The sequence below is a fragment of the Corynebacterium sp. HMSC070H05 genome (assembly GCF_001837615.1).
Taxonomy (GTDB): domain Bacteria; phylum Actinomycetota; class Actinomycetes; order Mycobacteriales; family Mycobacteriaceae; genus Corynebacterium; species Corynebacterium coyleae.
Genome location: NZ_KV833345.1, coordinates 45,944 through 60,656 on the forward strand (window position 1 = coordinate 45,944; position 14,713 = coordinate 60,656).

The window sequence follows — 14,713 nt, forward strand, 5'->3', positions numbered from 1 at the left end:
TCTTTCACATCCCAAAAACGACCCCGAAAACAATTCCCTGGGGAAATGGCGTTCGGGGCGGAGGTCGCAGATAAGCAATGCCTGTTCACTACACTGCATAACCATGACTGAGGCGACCCCGCACCGCTATACGGCCGAGCTGGCCAATGAGATCGAGAAGAAGTGGCAGGCGTACTGGCGTGACAACCAGACGTTTTACGCACCCAACCCGGTTGGTGACCTTGCTCCGCAAGCGTCGCAAGGCCAGACCGAGCTGCCCAAGGATAAACTCAACGTTCAGGACATGTTCCCCTACCCGTCGGGTGCGGGGCTGCACGTCGGCCACCCGCTGAGTTACATCGCTACGGATGTGTACGCGCGCTACAACCGCATGTTGGGCAAGAACGTGCTGCACACGCTGGGTTATGACGCGTTTGGTCTGCCGGCGGAGCAGTACGCCATCCAGACCGGCACCCACCCGCGCACGACCACTGAGGCGAACATTGCCAACATGCGTCGCCAGCTGGCCATGCTGGGCCTTGGCCACGACCCGCGCCGCTCTGTGGCCACCACGGACCCGGAGTTTTACAAGTGGACGCAGTGGATCTTCCTGCAGATCTACAACGCCTGGTTCGACGAGGAGCAGCAGAAGGCCCGCCCGATCGAGGAGCTCGTGCGCGACCTCATGTCCGGCGCTCGCCAGACAAAGGACGGCCGCAACTTCCGCGACCTGACCACCGAGGAGAAGCACAAGGCTATCGACGCGTTCCGCCTCGTCTACCTCTCCGACTCCATGGTCAACTGGTGCCCGGGCCTGGGTACCGTGCTGGCCAACGAGGAGGTCACCGCCGAGGGCCGTTCCGAGCGCGGCAACTACCCGGTCTTCCGCAAGCGCCTGCGCCAGTGGATGATGCGCATCACCGACTACTCCGACCGCCTGCTCGACGACCTTGACCTGCTTGAATGGCCGGAGAAGGTCAAGAGCATGCAGCGCAACTGGATCGGCCGTTCCCGCGGCGCGGACGTGGTGTTCGAATCGCCCGCTGGCGACATCACCGTCTTCACCACCCGCCCCGACACCCTGTTCGGCGCCTCCTACGTGGTGCTCGCGCCCGAGCATTCGCTTGTCGACGACCTCGTGGCCGACTCCTACCCCACCGACGTCAACACCCGCTGGACCAACGGCGAAGCCACCCCGCGCGCAGCTGTCGACGCCTACCTGCGCTCCATCGCTGCCAAGTCTGATGTGGAACGCCAGGAAAACAAGGAAAAGACCGGCGTGTTCCTGGGCACCTACGCGGTCAACCCGGTCAACGGCGAGCAGGTCCCGATCTTCATCGCCGACTACGTGCTCACCGGCTACGGCACCGGCGCCATCATGGCGGTCCCGGCCCACGACGAGCGCGACTACGAGTTCGCCACCGTCTTCGGCCTGCCCATTACGCCTGTTCTCGACGGCGACGTGTCCGAAGCCGCCTTCACCGGCGACGCCACCCACATCAACTCCGCCAACGATTCCGGCCTGGACCTCAACGGTATGGGCAAGGAAGAGGCGATTGAAGCGGCCCTTGGGTGGGTCGTCGATAAGCAAAAGGGCTCCGAGAAAATCCAGTACAAACTGCGCGACTGGCTGTTTGCTCGCCAGCGCTACTGGGGCGAGCCATTCCCCATCGTGTACGACGAAAACGGCCAGGCGCACGGCCTGCCGGAAGACATGCTGCCCGTCGAATTGCCGCAGGTAGAGGACTACAACCCCGTCGCCTTCGACCCCGAAGACGCCGACTCCGAACCCGCCCCGCCGCTGGCCAAGGCCACCGACTGGGTCGAGGTCGAACTGGACCTGGGCCACGGCAAGCAGAAGTACTGGCGCGACACCAACGTCATGCCGCAATGGGCCGGCTCCTCCTGGTACCAACTGCGCTACATCGACCCGACCAACACGGATGCGCTGGTGGACATTGAGAACGAGCGCTACTGGACCGGCCCGCGCCCCGAGGAGCACGGCGCCAACGACCCAGGCGGCGTTGACCTGTACGTCGGCGGCGTCGAACACGCCGTGCTGCACCTGCTGTACGCGCGCTTCTGGCACAAGGTGCTTTACGACCTCGGCTTTGTCACCTCCAAGGAGCCCTACCGCCGCCTGTTCAACCAGGGTTACATCCAGGCCTACGCCTACACCGACTCCCGCGGCGTTTACGTCCCCGCGGCCGAGGTCGAGGAGAAGGACGGCAAGTTCTTCTACCAGGGCGAAGAGGTCAACCGCGAATACGGCAAGATGGGAAAGTCCCTGAAGAACTCCGTCGCACCCGACGAGGTCGTCGAAGACTACGGCGCCGACACCCTGCGCGTCTACGAAATGTCCATGGGCCCGCTCGACACCTCCCGCCCGTGGGCGACCAAGGACGTCGTCGGCGCACAACGCTTCCTGCAGCGCCTCTGGCGCCTGGTCGTGGATGAGGCCACCGGCGAGGTCACCGTGGTGGACGCTTCGTTGACGGAAGACGACCTCAAAGCCCTCCACCGCACCATCGCCGGCGTACGCGACGACTACGCCCACCTTCGCGACAACACCGTCGCCGCGAAACTCATCGAGTACGTCAACTACCTGACCAAGACCTACCCGTCCGGCGCCCCTCGCGACGCCGTCGAGCCGCTGGTCCAGATGGTCTCGCCGCTCGCCCCGCACATCGCCGAAGAACTCTGGTCCCTGCTCGGCCACCCCGAGACCATCACGTTCGAGCCGTTCCCGGAGTTCGCCGAGCAATGGCTTACCGACGACACCGTCGAGGTCCCCGTCCAAATCAACGGCAAAGTCAAGGCCCGCATCGACGTGGCCACCGACGCCTCTAAGGACGACCTCGAAGCCGCCGCCCTTGCCGACGACCGCGTCGCCGCCTTGGTGGACGGCAAGACCGTAGTCAAGGTGATCGCGATCCCGGGCCGCATGGTCAACCTCGTGGTCAAGTAGGGGTTCTGCTCGGGTTCTGCTCGGGTTCTGCTGCCCTACCCTTTCTCATACCCTTCCCAAAAAAAGTTCCCCGGTTCGGCCGAATCCGGGGAACTTTTTTGTGCCCGCGCCGACCTGTCCTGGGCGTAGTGAATTTTCTTAGCCCGCCGGACGAAGAAAGTTCCTCGCCCGGGAACTATTTTGCCGGTGATGCCCAAAATGCCCGGCCTGCCTCACCCCGGGCGCCCCGCCGCCTCACCCCGACCCGCGGGCCCGGCCCCACCGCCCCGTCCGGCTGACAGATCACGGCGGAATCTGTCAGGCGCCGGTAAACGTGCAGGTCAGAAAACGTTCCTGACAGATTTTGCAAAGTTTGTCAGGAGGCGGCCCGGGCAGCGCCAACGTTCCGGTCCGGCGTCCCACCGCGCAGGGTTGTTAAACTCGGCTGGGCAAAACTGATACCTATCCGATGAAGGAATACATCAATGTCCACTCCGAACGATGACGGCTTCGAGCCGTATCCGCAGTATCCGCAAGGAAGCCACCCGGAGAACGACGGGGGTTACCCGAGCTACGACAGTTACGCCGACCCCGCCGACGCCGGCAACTACGCCGACCAAGCCGGCAACTACCAAAACGGCTACAGCGACTACAGCGCGTTTGAGGTCAATTCGGCGGCGTCGATGGCGGGCAACACGGCGTTGCGGTTCCATGGCCAGCAGTTGACGGACAACGTTCCGGGCGATGGTGTGAGCCCGCACCCGATTAACGACCCGGCGAATAACGGCTGGTCGCATGTGAAGGGCACCGGCAAGCTGAACATTTTGGAGGCGATCGGCTGGGGCTTCAAGACCGTGTTTGGCAACCCGAAGCTGTGGTTGCCGCTTGGCGTGGTGTACCTGCTGCTGAGCGTGGCGGTGCAGTTTGTGCCGACGGTGGGCACCTGGATTCAGGTGGGCGGCACGACGGTGTTCGGCCCGTGGATGATTGGTGCGGCGTTGCAGGCGACGCTGGCGCGCAACCTGAACTTCGGGGATGTGAAGTCGCCGACGTTTGGTAAGACGCTGGGCATGTCGGTGTTGTTGTCGGTCATCGCCATGCTTGGCATGACGGTGCTGCTGACGGCGCTGGGCATTGGTGCGTTTTCGGCGATCGATCCGACGATGATCCCGGAGAACCCGGAGGCGATCATGGATGACCCGGAGACGTTCTTTGCGGTGATGGGCCCGGTGATGGCGGCATTCGGCATTGGTTTGTTGGTGATGCTGCTGATCAGCCCGCTGTTTATGCTGCAGCCGTGGTTCGCGGGTGACAACAATGGCACGTTTGGCCAGGCGTTCACCGGCGGTTTCAAGGCGGGTGCGCGTAACTATGGCCGTCTGTTGGGCTTCGCGGTGTTGGCTGGTTTGATCAACCTCATTGGTGCGATCCCGTTTGGTCTTGGTTTGATTGTGACCTTGCCGGCGACGATGCTCGCGTTGGCGTACGGCTACCGGCAGATTTCGGCTGGTCCGGTGCCGCAGGAGCCTACAGCTTAACGACGACCCTTCCACCGCCCCGGCCCTCCAACAGGGCCTGGCCGGCTTCGATGACGCCATCCAATCCGATTGTTTCGGTGCGGATGGCGTTTGTGTTGAGGGAGGTGTCGAGGAGTGCCCAGGCTTCGTCGCGAAGGTCGTTGGGGGTGTCGACGGAGTTCACGCCGATCAGTTGGGTACCGCGCAGGATGAACGGCAGGACGGAGGCGGGCAGGTCGTTGCCGGCGGCCATGCCGCATGCGGTGGCGACGCCGCCCCAGCGCAGTTGGGTCAGGGCGTTGGCCAGGATGTCGGAGCCGACGGTGTCGATCACGCCGCCGAGGCGCGCCTTCTGCAGCGGTTTGCCTTTGCCGGTGAAGTCGGCGCGGTCGAGGATTTCGGTGGCGCCGAGTTCGCGCAGCCAGGTGCTGTGTTCGTCGATACGCCCGGTGAGCGCCCAGACCTCGTGGCCGCGCTCCGCGAGCAGCGACACGGCAATGGAGCCGACGCCGCCGGTCGCCCCGGTGACCAGGATGGGGCCGTCCACGGAGTAGGAGGCGCGCTCGAACGCCGCGACGGAGAGCGCTGCGGTGTAGCCGGCGGTGCCGATGGCGGCGGCGTCCTCGGCGGTGAAGCGGGATGGGACGCGGGTGATGTGGGTGTCGTCGATACGCACGCGCGGGGTGTAGCCACCGTGACGGCGCTCCCCCAGCCCACGGCCGTTCACCGTGACCAGCGTGCCGTCCTCGAGCGTGCCCACCGCGTCGATGCCGGGGACGCGCGGCAGTTCGCGCAGGACACCGCGGTTGCCGGACAGTGCCATTGCGTCTTTGTAGTTCAGCGACGAGTGCGAGACGTTGATCAGCGTGTCGCCTTCGCCGGCGTATTCATCGCGGGTTTCTACGATCTGGGGGCCATTGTCAGTAACCAGCAAGGTGCTATTCATGGTCGCCAGCATAACGTGCGTCTAGCGTGGGGCGGGTGAATACGACCAGAAGTAGACCGGCAACGGTCGCCGCGGCAGTGGTGACTGTCGTTGTCGTGCTTGCGTTTACGGTGGGTAAGGCTTTCGTGTCGATCCCGGGAGTGTGGGCGGCGGAGTCGCACCAGATCAGTCAGATCCGGCTCAATCCGTTGCAGACGTTCACGTATGCGCGCGTGTGGTGGGGGCCGTGGCTGAACTTGTTCGGCAACATTGCGCTGTTCATTCCGGTGGGGTTCGTGGCGTATCGGGGCTCGATCGTGAGGGCGCTCGCGGCAGGCACGCTGTTCAGCCTGGGCATCGAGACGGCGCAGTACCTCGGCGGGGGGGGGTATAGCGATACGGACGATGTCATCTGCAACACGGCGGGTGCGTTGTTGGGGGCGGTGTGGGCGAGGGTGTCGTCGCAAAGAAACACGATTTTGTGGGTGATCGCTGCGGTTGGGGTGGTTCTCCTGACGGTGTATGCGGCGCTAGGGTTGAGCGCATGAGTGAGCGTGGTTGGTTTACCCGGCGGGTGTTTCCGGATGGCAACGAGCCGGATCCGCGTTTCACCTTGGCCAACGAGCGCACGTTCCTCGCGTGGACGCGTACTGCGCTCGCGTTTTTGGCGGGCGGGATTGCGTTGGAGGCGTTTGAGCTTCCGCGTATCGACGACACCGTGCGCTCCATCGCCGCCGCCACCATCATCGTGATCTCGATGGCTATTTCCGCAGGTGCGGCGGTGCGTTGGGTACGGATCGAACGCGCCTTGCGCCACGGCAAACCCATCCCGGCGCCGGCGATCGTGCCGGTGTTGGGCATCGGCGTATTTGCTGCCGCGGTGGTGGTCGGGGTGAGCCTGCTGTGAGCATCGTCGTCGCGGACCCGGGGTTGCAGCCGGAGCGCACCGCGATGAGTTGGACGCGTACCGGCCTTGCCATGCTGGTGTGCGCGGCGACGCTGTTGCGCTGGGCGGATGCCTACCCGGAGCTGATCGTGTTCGCGGTGTGTGCGCTCTCGCTCGGCGCGGTGGCGATCGGGCTGCTCAACCGCCGGCTGTACAGGCGCGACGCATTTGCTCTTGCCGACGAGCGCAGCGCCCCGAACACCGCCCCCATCGCCATTCTCACCGCGATGATGCTGGGCATTGCCGTGGTGGGGCTCTACCTGGTGCTCGCCTGAGTTAACCGGGCGGGGCCAACCGGGCGGGGTCTAGACCTAGCCTTCGTAGTAGGCGCGGTGGAGGTGCATCATGGCGCGGCCTTCGTCGGAAAGCCCGGAGCGGCCCGGTTCGTACTCTTCGACGACGCAGAAGCCGTAAAGCCACGGGATGTAGTCGTCGATGTCGGGGTTGGGCTGGGGCTCGCCGATGAACCAGTCGACGGTGGCGCGCCACAGGTCTGCGCCCATGACGGATTCGAAGAAGCGGCGCAGGTTGTCGGCGTTGGCGGCGACGGCGTCGTCGCTGCTGAGGAAGGTCAGGCCCGCTTTGGTGGGGGTGAGGATTTCGTGGCGCTTCTTTAACAAGCCGGCGTCGAGAAGAAAATCGACGACGGTACCCGGGAACGGCAGCGCTGTGATGTCGCGGATCTCGCGGGATACCTCGGGGGTTAGCTCGCCCACGTTGTAGGGCACGCTGGCGATGAACAGGCTGATCAGGTCGCCGAACACCAAGGTCAGGGAGTTGGGGGCTTCGAGGTCATCGGTGTCGTCGAGAAGCCCTTCGAGCCCTTCGAGCCCTTCGAGCCCTGGCAGGCCGGCGAAGCCGGGCAGGCTGGCCAGTTCGGCGAGTTCGGGGAAATCGGTGCCTTCGCCGAGGACGGAGTTGAAGAAGTCGGTCACGGCTGAGATCATCGCCGGGTTGCGCTCCGGGTGGGGGTCCACGTCCAGGATTTCGCGCAGGCCGGGCTGGGAGTTGATGAAGTTGTCAAAGCGCTCCGCCAGGCCTAGACCCTCGGATTCGGCGGCGGCCATCTCGTCGAAAAACTGCTCCTCGGCGACGTTGGCCATGCGGGAGGCGACCGTGACCGGGTCGGCGAAGGTCAGCCGGTCCAGCATGCGCTCCGGCGGCATGACCGGCAGGAAGCTAAACAGCAAGGTGACGGTGTCCACGTCGGGTTCGATACCGGCGGCGAGCAGGCGGGCCTGGCGGCGGAACTCGGTCATCATGGCGGGGCCGTTGCAGGCTTCGATGACGTCGGGGCCGGCGGCGTCGACAAGCATCGGCGTTGGCGCATCGATGTGGGAGGGGCCGAGGACTTCGACGTGGATGGACCAGTCGGCCGCCGCGTCGTAAATGTAGGTCATCGGCTCCATCTCAGCGACCGTGATGGTGTCTTCGTGCTGCTCACCCGCACCGGGGCTTTCGGCGTACACCTCGCGTTGCGTGCCGTGCTTGCCCACGAACAGGTGCGAGGACGCGCCGGAGAACCCGAGGGATGCGTCGATGACCTCGGCGAGCGCGCCGAGCGTCATGTCGGGGTCAACGTTGAAGCAACGTGAGATTTCCGGCGAAGAGTCTTCGACGGTGATCAGCACTGAGACAGTCATACCGGAAACAATACGGACTTTTGCTACACGACGAACAACAGCGCGCACACCACCGACGTGACCATGCCCGCTGCCAACGGCACGAGGGTGCGGCGCACCACGTCAACCGGGTTCACGTTCAGTGCGCCAGCGACGATAAGCACCGCAGCGTTGACCGGGGAAGCCTGGCGCATGGTGTTGGAGGCGGCCCAAATGGAGGTGAGCATCTGCGGGGCGGACACGGCGGAGTCGGCCGCGATGCCCGGCACCATTTCGGAGAACGCGAAGTACGGGGCCACGCCGGAACCGGTGAGCATTGCCATGACGGAGGTGGCGATGACGAACACCAGCACCATCAGGATCGCAGCACCCGAGGACGCCTGGGCGAGGCTGGTCAGGCCCTCGATAACGCCCATCTGGGTGATGCCTTCCACCAGGATGGCGGCAGCGACGATCAGCGACACCACGCCTGCGGCGCCCTCGCCGAGGCCTTTGAAGAAGTCCTGGAGGGAATCCGCGGCGTAGTTCACGTCGCGCAGGCGGATGGCCTCGATGATCATGGTCAGCATGAGCGACACGACGGTCACGGGGAGAATGCCGGCCTCGAAACCGACGATGTCCAGGCGGTTCAGGATTGCGGAGACGATGATCAGCAGCAGCGGCATCAGCGGCAAGATGGCGTAGAAGCCCGGCAGGCCCTCGGCGCGCTCCATGGCTTCGTGGATGCGGCGGTCGGACTCTTCGTGCTTCGCGGCCTCCAGGTCGGCCTCGCCTGCGGCGGCACCGGCTTTGACCAGGTCCTTCTTGTCGCAGCGGTGCTGCCACCACATGTGCACAAACGCGATGACGATCAGGCCCGGGATGGTGGCCTTAGCCACGTTGCCGAAGGTGAACTCGGTGACCGTCATGCGGGTCAGGTCAGCGGCCTGAATCAGGCCCGCCTCCAGCGGGGACGGGGCAATAGTGGAGGCCGTAGCGACGATCGCACCCACCGTCAGCGGAGTCAGCCCGGCAGCGATCAACGCCGGCATGAGCGTGGCCACGAGCAACAGCGCCAACGCACTGGCAGAGGGCACCACGAACGACAGCAGCGTCGCCACCAAGTAGCCGATGGGTACGAGCCAGTAGGAGCCGTTGAAGCGACGCAGCGGGCTAGACAGTGCCACTACGGTTTTTGCGTCGGCGCCGATGTGGCGCATGTAGCCGACGAAACCGAACAGCACCATAATTGCCATGCCGGTGCCGGCGAAACGGGACTTGAACAGGGCCTCGATGATGAGCAACTCGTCGTAGAACGCGTTGCCGGAAGATTCGAACTCGGTTGAGGCGTAGTCGATGCGGCCGGTTGCGGCGGCGATCATGAGCAGCAGCACACCGACTGCGAAAATGGCGGAGGCGGCGTGGACTTTTTTGTAAATGAAGTAGCCGACGGCAGCGACGGCCAAGACAGCAATCAGAATATATAGCACTATCCGATTATTGCGCTGTTACCGCATGTCTGCACGGTAAGTGGCCTATATGTGGGCAAGATCTCCCCGGTTCGTGTTACTCGGGAAGGCCACCTAACACCAGCACGTGGGTGAAATGCTCGGAACGGTTCTCCAAACCGAGCGTGCGCTCACCCGGACCAATGAGCATGTGGGAGTGAGAGACCACCGAGGAGCGGTTGACCTCGATATCGCCGTCGCAGGCAATGATGGCGTACTCGAAGTCAGGGTTGAGCGTCATCGCAAGTTCAGCGTCCGTGGCAAGCGTCATCTGCGCTGCGACACACGGCGTGAGCGTCTCAATTTCTCCTTTGCGGCCGAACATTTCACCGATGAACACGTACGCCTCGCCGGCGGTTCGAGTGGTCACGGTACGCAGCGGAAACGCCTCAGGTTCGGCGATTTGCTGGCGGGCGGGCAACGCATCTGCCTCGATGAACATCTGCCCTTGAGGGCGGTCCAAATCGTCGCCGGTACGCAGCGAGCCGTTATGGCGCCAGGTCAGGCTGGCCAAGCCAACTGGCGCGTCATGCGGGCCGCTGAGCCCCAGTAAGCAGGTACTGGCGCGCCAGGGCCCAGTATGCAGCTCGATGAAAGTCATACGGGACACACTAGATGATGCGACGCTGCCGAGCTTGCTCTACGGCAGCTGTTCTGTTGTCCACGCCCAACTTTGTATAGATGTGGATCAGGTGGGTTTTCACCGTGGCTTGGGAGATGAAGAGCTGTTCGGCGATCTCCCGGTTCGACGCGCCCGTCTGCAGTGCGCGAAGCAGTTCGATCTCGCGGGCGGACAGAGCCTCGTCGGGGTTGACCAGGCGGTCTGCCAGCACATTCGCCACTTGCGGAGAGAGCACGCGCTTGCGTTTCGACGCCTGCACCACCGCGTCATGCAATTCATCCTCCGGCGCGTCTTTGAGCAGGTAGCCCATCGCGCCGGCCTCCACCGCCGCGACCACGTCGGCCTGCGTGTCGTAGGTGGTCAGGATGAGCACCGGCGGCCCGCCCGCCTTGACCAAACGGCGGGTCAGGTCGATTCCGGACGCGCCGGGCATCTGAATGTCGGAGACCACCACGTCCACGCCTTCGGGCACGTCGGCGTCGCCGTCGGCGGCTTCAGCCACCACTTCCATGTCGCCGAACGAGTTGAGAACGGCGCGAAGGCCGGCGCGGACGACCGGGTGGTCGTCGATAAGCATTACGCGCAGCGTCATTGCTCCTCCACAGGCAGTGTCGCGGCGAGGACGTTGCCCTCCACCGAAAGTTCCCCACCGATCTCCTCCACGCGGGCGCGCAGGCCCTTGAGCCCGTAGCCCTCCTTGCCGGAGATGCCGCGGCCGTTGTCAAAGACGTCGATGGTTGCGGTCGCGCCCAGCTTATCCACCGTGATCACCGCCTTAGATGCGCCCGCGTGGCGCACGATGTTGCTCAACCCCTCGCGCACCATGCGCTCAGCTACCGACGCCGCCGGCTCCGGCAGATCCACCGCATTGACCTGCACCTCTAGTGGCTCGCCGAGCGCGCGCTGGCGGTCCGACGCCGCCTGGGCAAGCCGCTCCAACCGTGTCGGAAGTGCCACACGCTGGGGTTTGTCTTCAACCGAGACCGTGTCCGCCGAGTTGATTTTGACGAAGCGGCGCGCCTCCGCCAGGTTGTCCGCCGCCGTCGAGCGAATCACGTCCAGGGTCTCGCGCGCCGCGGCGTCGTCGCCGAGCTGCTTATCCAGCGCGCGGCCGAGCAGCACGATCGAACTGAGCCCCTGCGCCATCGTGTCGTGCACCTCGCGCGCCAGGCGTGCTCGCTCCTGCGCCACGCCCGCCGCATGCTCCGCCGCGGCGCGCTCCCGCTGGGCCGAGCGCAGATCCTCCGCCATCTGCTTGTAGTGGTCCGCCTCCGCACGCAGCGCCCGGTACGCGTGCACGATGAACACCGCGAGCACCGTGCCTATCGACGGCCCCACCACCGCACCGATATTTCCACCCGGCGCTGCCACCGCCACCAGGGACACACACAGTAAGCCGGCCGCAGCGACCAATTCCCACCATCGCGGCAGAATCACGCATGCCAGCATGACCAGCGGAAACTCCAGCCACACGAAGTCCGCGGAAACCTGCACCAGCCCCACCCACAGCGCGGCCACGACCGCCAGCCACGCGTACGGCGCCCAACTTGGATAGGCCCGGCCCTCGTAGTGCCACACCGTGCCCGCCATGTACACAGCGGCGAAGACGGTGGAGAGAACGAGGCCGGGCAGGGGGTCGTCGATACGCAATTGCCCCATAAGACCCACCACAAGCAATACGGCGACCAGCACGTGCAAGCTCACGCGCAACAAATCCAGAATCCGGGTCGTGGACAACATAGGACTGAGCGTAGATCAACCGATCGGTTGATTGGGATTTCAACCGCCCGCCCGATGTGAAACAGTGCAGGTCAAAGCCATAATCGGAGTCATGTTCGTAGGTTTGAGAGAAATGAAGTCGGCCAAGGGGCGCTTCGGGCTGATCGTGGGCACGGTCACCCTGATCACCCTGCTGGTGGTTGTGCTGACCGGCCTGACCGCAGGCTTGGGCAAGCAGAACACCTCAGCACTTGAAGCGCTCGAGCCGGAATCCGTTGTCTTCCAGGACCCGGAAGACCTGTCGTTTACCACCTCGCGCGTGGAGGCTCGCGACGGCATGACCCCGCTTGGCACCAGCCAAATGCTGCTGACCAAGGCAAACGGCGAAGACGCCGCAGTGTCCATCCTGTCCCTGCCGGAAGGCACCGTGCTGCCGGGCGGCCAGACGCTGGGCAAGGAGGCGGTTGCCGCGCCGGGCCTTGAACTCAAGCAGGGCGAGGAGATCACCGTCGCCGGCAAGGCCATCACCGTCGGTGCAATCGGCGAGGACCTGGCGTTCTCCCACTCCCCTGTCCTGTGGGTGCCCACGGACTTTTGGAAAGAGATCATGCACACCGACGCCGACGGCACCGTGCTGCTCGCCGACCACGAGGTCGGCGGCGGTGTGTCGTTGAAGGAGTCCTTCGAGGGCCTGCCCGCGTACTCCTCTGAGCAGGGCTCGCTGAAGCTCATCCAGGGCTTCCTCTACGCCATCGCCGCGCTTGTCATCGTCGCGTTCCTCACCGTGTGGACGATGCAGCGTACCCGCGACCTGGCCATCCTGAAGGCCATCGGCGCATCGAACAAGTACCTGCTCAAGGACGCACTCGGCCAGTCCGCGGTGCTGCTCGGTGCAGGTGCGCTGATCGGAGGCGTGGTCGCCTTCGGCCTCGGGCTGGCGATGCAGGGCGCTGCACCGTTCTCCCTGACCGCACTCACCGCCGTCGCCCCGCCAGTTGCCATCTGGGCGCTCGGCATGGTCGGAGCACTGATCGCCACCCGTTCCATCACCAAAGTTAACCCTCAACAGGCCCTTGGAGGTGCCGCATAATGCTTGAACTGAAGAATGTCACCGTCGCCTTCCAGGACGGCCAGGAAATGCGAACCGTGCTGGACAACATGAACTTCACCGCCAAGCCCGGCGAGCTGACCTTCATTGTTGGCGAGTCCGGCTCCGGCAAATCCACCATGCTTTCCGTCGCCGCGGGCCTGATCACACCGGATTCCGGCACCGCCACGCTCAACGGCGTTGAGGTGAACAACGATGTGCGCCGCGACAAGATCGGCATGATCTTCCAGCAGGCCAACCTGATCGCCGCGCTCAACGTTCGCGACCAGCTGCTGGTCACCGACGACATCCGCGGCATCAAGCCGCGCCCCGACCGTGCCGACGAGCTCCTGGCCAAGGTCGGCCTCGAGGGTCTTGGCGATCGCCGTATGGGCGAGCTCTCCGGCGGTCAGCGCCAGCGCGTCGGCATCGCCCGCGCGTTGATGGGTGAGCCAGAGCTTTTGCTTGCCGACGAGCCCACCGCCGCCCTCGACCACGATCGCTCCCAGGAGATTGTGAAATTGCTGCGTGACCTGGTTGAAGAGCGCAACATTGCCTGCGGGTTTGTCACCCACGACCGCTCGCTGATCAATCCGCGAGACGAGGTCTTCGAGGTTGGCGTCAACGCACGCACCCCGGTCTACGCATAAGACTGCGCTTATATGTCTGGGGTTTGTATGTCTGGTGCTTTAATCGCTGGCGCTAGCGCAGGAGCGTGCGCGACCACAGCGCCAGCACCGTAAACGCCAGCGCGCCGAGCACGCCGGTAGAGATCAGGGTGCCGGACAAGTAGCCCGCATCCACCACCGCAGCACCAACCGCGGAACCGGATGCGATGCCGACCTGGAAGGTGACCACGTACACCGAACTTGCCAGGTCCTGGTTGCGCTGGCCTGCGTGCAAGAAGATGGTGGTGGCCACCGTGGGCAGCGCACCGGCGGCCATGCCGAACACGGCGATCACCGCGAACATGCCTAGGCCGCTTCCGGCACCGAGCGCGAGCAAACCTGCGATGGCGGACACCACCATCACGGCAGCGGCCAGGGCATTGAGCCGGATCATTCGGCTATCCACCCTCCGGCCGGCGATCGTGATGCCGACCAAGCCCGCGATGCCGTACAGGGACACGCCGAACGGCACATACGCGTGGCCGGCGGTGCCTTCCACCAGCAGCGCCAAGTACGTAAAGGTGGAGAAGATACCCGTCACCGCGAGCAGCACGTACACCACAAGCGAAGGGATGGCGGACTTCGTGTTCGTCGCCTTCGCCCTGTTCGCCGGTGGCACCGCCGGCAGGCTTGGCAGGGTAGCGATCAGGGTGACCAGCGCGCCGATCGTCGCTACGCCAAGCACCCACGTGGACGCCCGCCAGCCGATCATCGTGCCCAACGCAGTGGTCAGCGGCGAGCCAGCAACCAGCGACAAGGTAGAGCCGATGGACACCGCAGCCACCGCTTTACCTGTCTGCCCGGCGGGAGCGATGCGTGCCGCCATCGGGTTGACCAGCGACCAGAACACGCCGTGTGTAAATGCTGCGGTGACGCGCCCGGCCACCAGCATCCAGTAGTTGCTGGCTGTTGCCTGCAGCACGATCCCGCCGAGGAGAAACGCCAGAGTGGCGATAAGCAGCGGACGCCTATTGACGCTGCGTGTGAAGTGGATCAGCGGGATGGTCACCACTGCGACCAAGCCCGCATAGACGCTCATGAGGAGGCCAATTTGGCCTTCGGAGACGCCGAGGTCTCGCGCCATCGGGGAGATGAGCCCCACCGAGAACATCTCGAAAGTGACATAAACAAAGGCGGCGAAACTCATCGCCGCCAGTGGTACGAAGGGGAATTGGCCCGGGGTTTTCTGGGGGG

General features: G+C 64.5%; 14 protein-coding genes. 7 read left to right on the plus strand and 7 right to left on the minus strand.

Annotation, left to right across the window (positions count from 1 at the left end; all coding sequences use genetic code 11):
• Positions 1-103 precede the first annotated feature (103 nt).
• Positions 104-2,947, plus strand: a complete 2,844-nt coding sequence (gene leuS, locus HMPREF2617_RS11275; RefSeq protein WP_070840763.1) for a leucine--tRNA ligase — start codon at positions 104-106, stop codon at positions 2,945-2,947.
• A gap of 464 nt (positions 2,948-3,411) precedes the next feature.
• Complete coding sequence (locus HMPREF2617_RS11280) at positions 3,412-4,464, plus strand: DUF2189 domain-containing protein (RefSeq protein WP_070840764.1); 1,053 nt, start codon at positions 3,412-3,414, stop codon at positions 4,462-4,464.
• Here HMPREF2617_RS11280 and HMPREF2617_RS11285 read toward each other — a convergent pair.
• Positions 4,454-5,401: an acrylyl-CoA reductase family protein gene (locus HMPREF2617_RS11285; protein WP_070840765.1), complete on the minus strand. Its 948-nt coding sequence runs from the start codon at positions 5,399-5,401 to the stop codon at positions 4,454-4,456. The two genes, HMPREF2617_RS11280 and HMPREF2617_RS11285, sit on opposite strands and share 11 nt — an antisense overlap.
• Positions 5,402-5,424: 23 nt before the next feature.
• Here HMPREF2617_RS11285 and HMPREF2617_RS11290 point away from each other — a divergent pair, with 23 nt between their 5' ends.
• The 3 genes from HMPREF2617_RS11290 to HMPREF2617_RS11300 are packed head-to-tail and all read left to right on the plus strand — an operon-like array spanning position 5,425 to position 6,589.
• Positions 5,425-5,916, plus strand: a complete 492-nt coding sequence (locus HMPREF2617_RS11290; protein WP_070840791.1) for a VanZ family protein — start codon at positions 5,425-5,427, stop codon at positions 5,914-5,916.
• Entirely contained in the window at positions 5,913-6,275 is a 363-nt protein-coding gene (locus HMPREF2617_RS11295; protein WP_070840766.1) for a YidH family protein, read from the plus strand. The genes HMPREF2617_RS11290 and HMPREF2617_RS11295 overlap by 4 nt, the downstream gene beginning before the upstream one ends.
• Positions 6,272-6,589 carry a DUF202 domain-containing protein gene (locus HMPREF2617_RS11300; protein ID WP_246816750.1) on the plus strand — a complete coding sequence of 106 codons (318 nt, stop codon included), beginning with the start codon at positions 6,272-6,274 and terminating at the stop codon, positions 6,587-6,589. The genes HMPREF2617_RS11295 and HMPREF2617_RS11300 overlap by 4 nt, the downstream gene beginning before the upstream one ends.
• 36 nt (positions 6,590-6,625) lie before the next feature.
• On the opposite strand, the gene HMPREF2617_RS11305 is transcribed toward HMPREF2617_RS11300, so the two are convergent.
• The 5 genes from HMPREF2617_RS11305 to HMPREF2617_RS11325 form a co-directional block, all read right to left on the minus strand.
• A complete protein-coding gene (locus HMPREF2617_RS11305) occupies positions 6,626-7,957 on the minus strand; it encodes an IS1096 element passenger TnpR family protein (protein WP_070568381.1) in 1,332 nt (443 codons plus the stop codon).
• 23 nt (positions 7,958-7,980) lie between these two features.
• Positions 7,981-9,405 (minus strand): C4-dicarboxylate transporter DcuC, encoded by a 1,425-nt coding sequence (dcuC, locus tag HMPREF2617_RS11310; RefSeq protein WP_070840767.1) that lies wholly within the window; start codon positions 9,403-9,405, stop codon positions 7,981-7,983.
• A 76-nt stretch (positions 9,406-9,481) separates the two neighbouring features.
• The gene (locus HMPREF2617_RS11315; protein WP_070484586.1) at positions 9,482-10,024 is read right to left on the minus strand and encodes a pirin-like C-terminal cupin domain-containing protein; all 543 of its coding nucleotides are present in this window, start codon (positions 10,022-10,024) and stop codon (positions 9,482-9,484) included.
• 10 nt (positions 10,025-10,034) lie between these two features.
• Complete coding sequence (locus HMPREF2617_RS11320; RefSeq protein WP_070840768.1) at positions 10,035-10,637, minus strand: response regulator; 603 nt, start codon at positions 10,635-10,637, stop codon at positions 10,035-10,037.
• Positions 10,634-11,785, minus strand: a complete 1,152-nt coding sequence (locus HMPREF2617_RS11325; RefSeq protein ID WP_070840769.1) for a sensor histidine kinase — start codon at positions 11,783-11,785, stop codon at positions 10,634-10,636. Before HMPREF2617_RS11325 ends, HMPREF2617_RS11320 begins: the two co-directional genes overlap by 4 nt.
• Positions 11,786-11,897: 112 nt before the next feature.
• Here HMPREF2617_RS11325 and HMPREF2617_RS11330 point away from each other — a divergent pair, with 112 nt between their 5' ends.
• Both HMPREF2617_RS11330 and HMPREF2617_RS11335 read left to right on the plus strand, forming a co-directional pair.
• A complete protein-coding gene (locus HMPREF2617_RS11330) occupies positions 11,898-12,854 on the plus strand; it encodes an ABC transporter permease (protein ID WP_371441310.1) in 957 nt (318 codons plus the stop codon).
• The gene (locus HMPREF2617_RS11335; RefSeq protein WP_070450720.1) at positions 12,854-13,501 is read left to right on the plus strand and encodes an ABC transporter ATP-binding protein; all 648 of its coding nucleotides are present in this window, start codon (positions 12,854-12,856) and stop codon (positions 13,499-13,501) included. Before HMPREF2617_RS11330 ends, HMPREF2617_RS11335 begins: the two co-directional genes overlap by 1 nt.
• A gap of 52 nt (positions 13,502-13,553) precedes the next feature.
• Here HMPREF2617_RS11335 and HMPREF2617_RS11340 read toward each other — a convergent pair whose 3' ends face one another.
• Positions 13,554-14,666 carry an MFS transporter gene (locus HMPREF2617_RS11340; RefSeq protein ID WP_070568511.1) on the minus strand — a complete coding sequence of 371 codons (1,113 nt, stop codon included), beginning with the start codon at positions 14,664-14,666 and terminating at the stop codon, positions 13,554-13,556.
• Positions 14,667-14,713 lie beyond the last annotated feature (47 nt).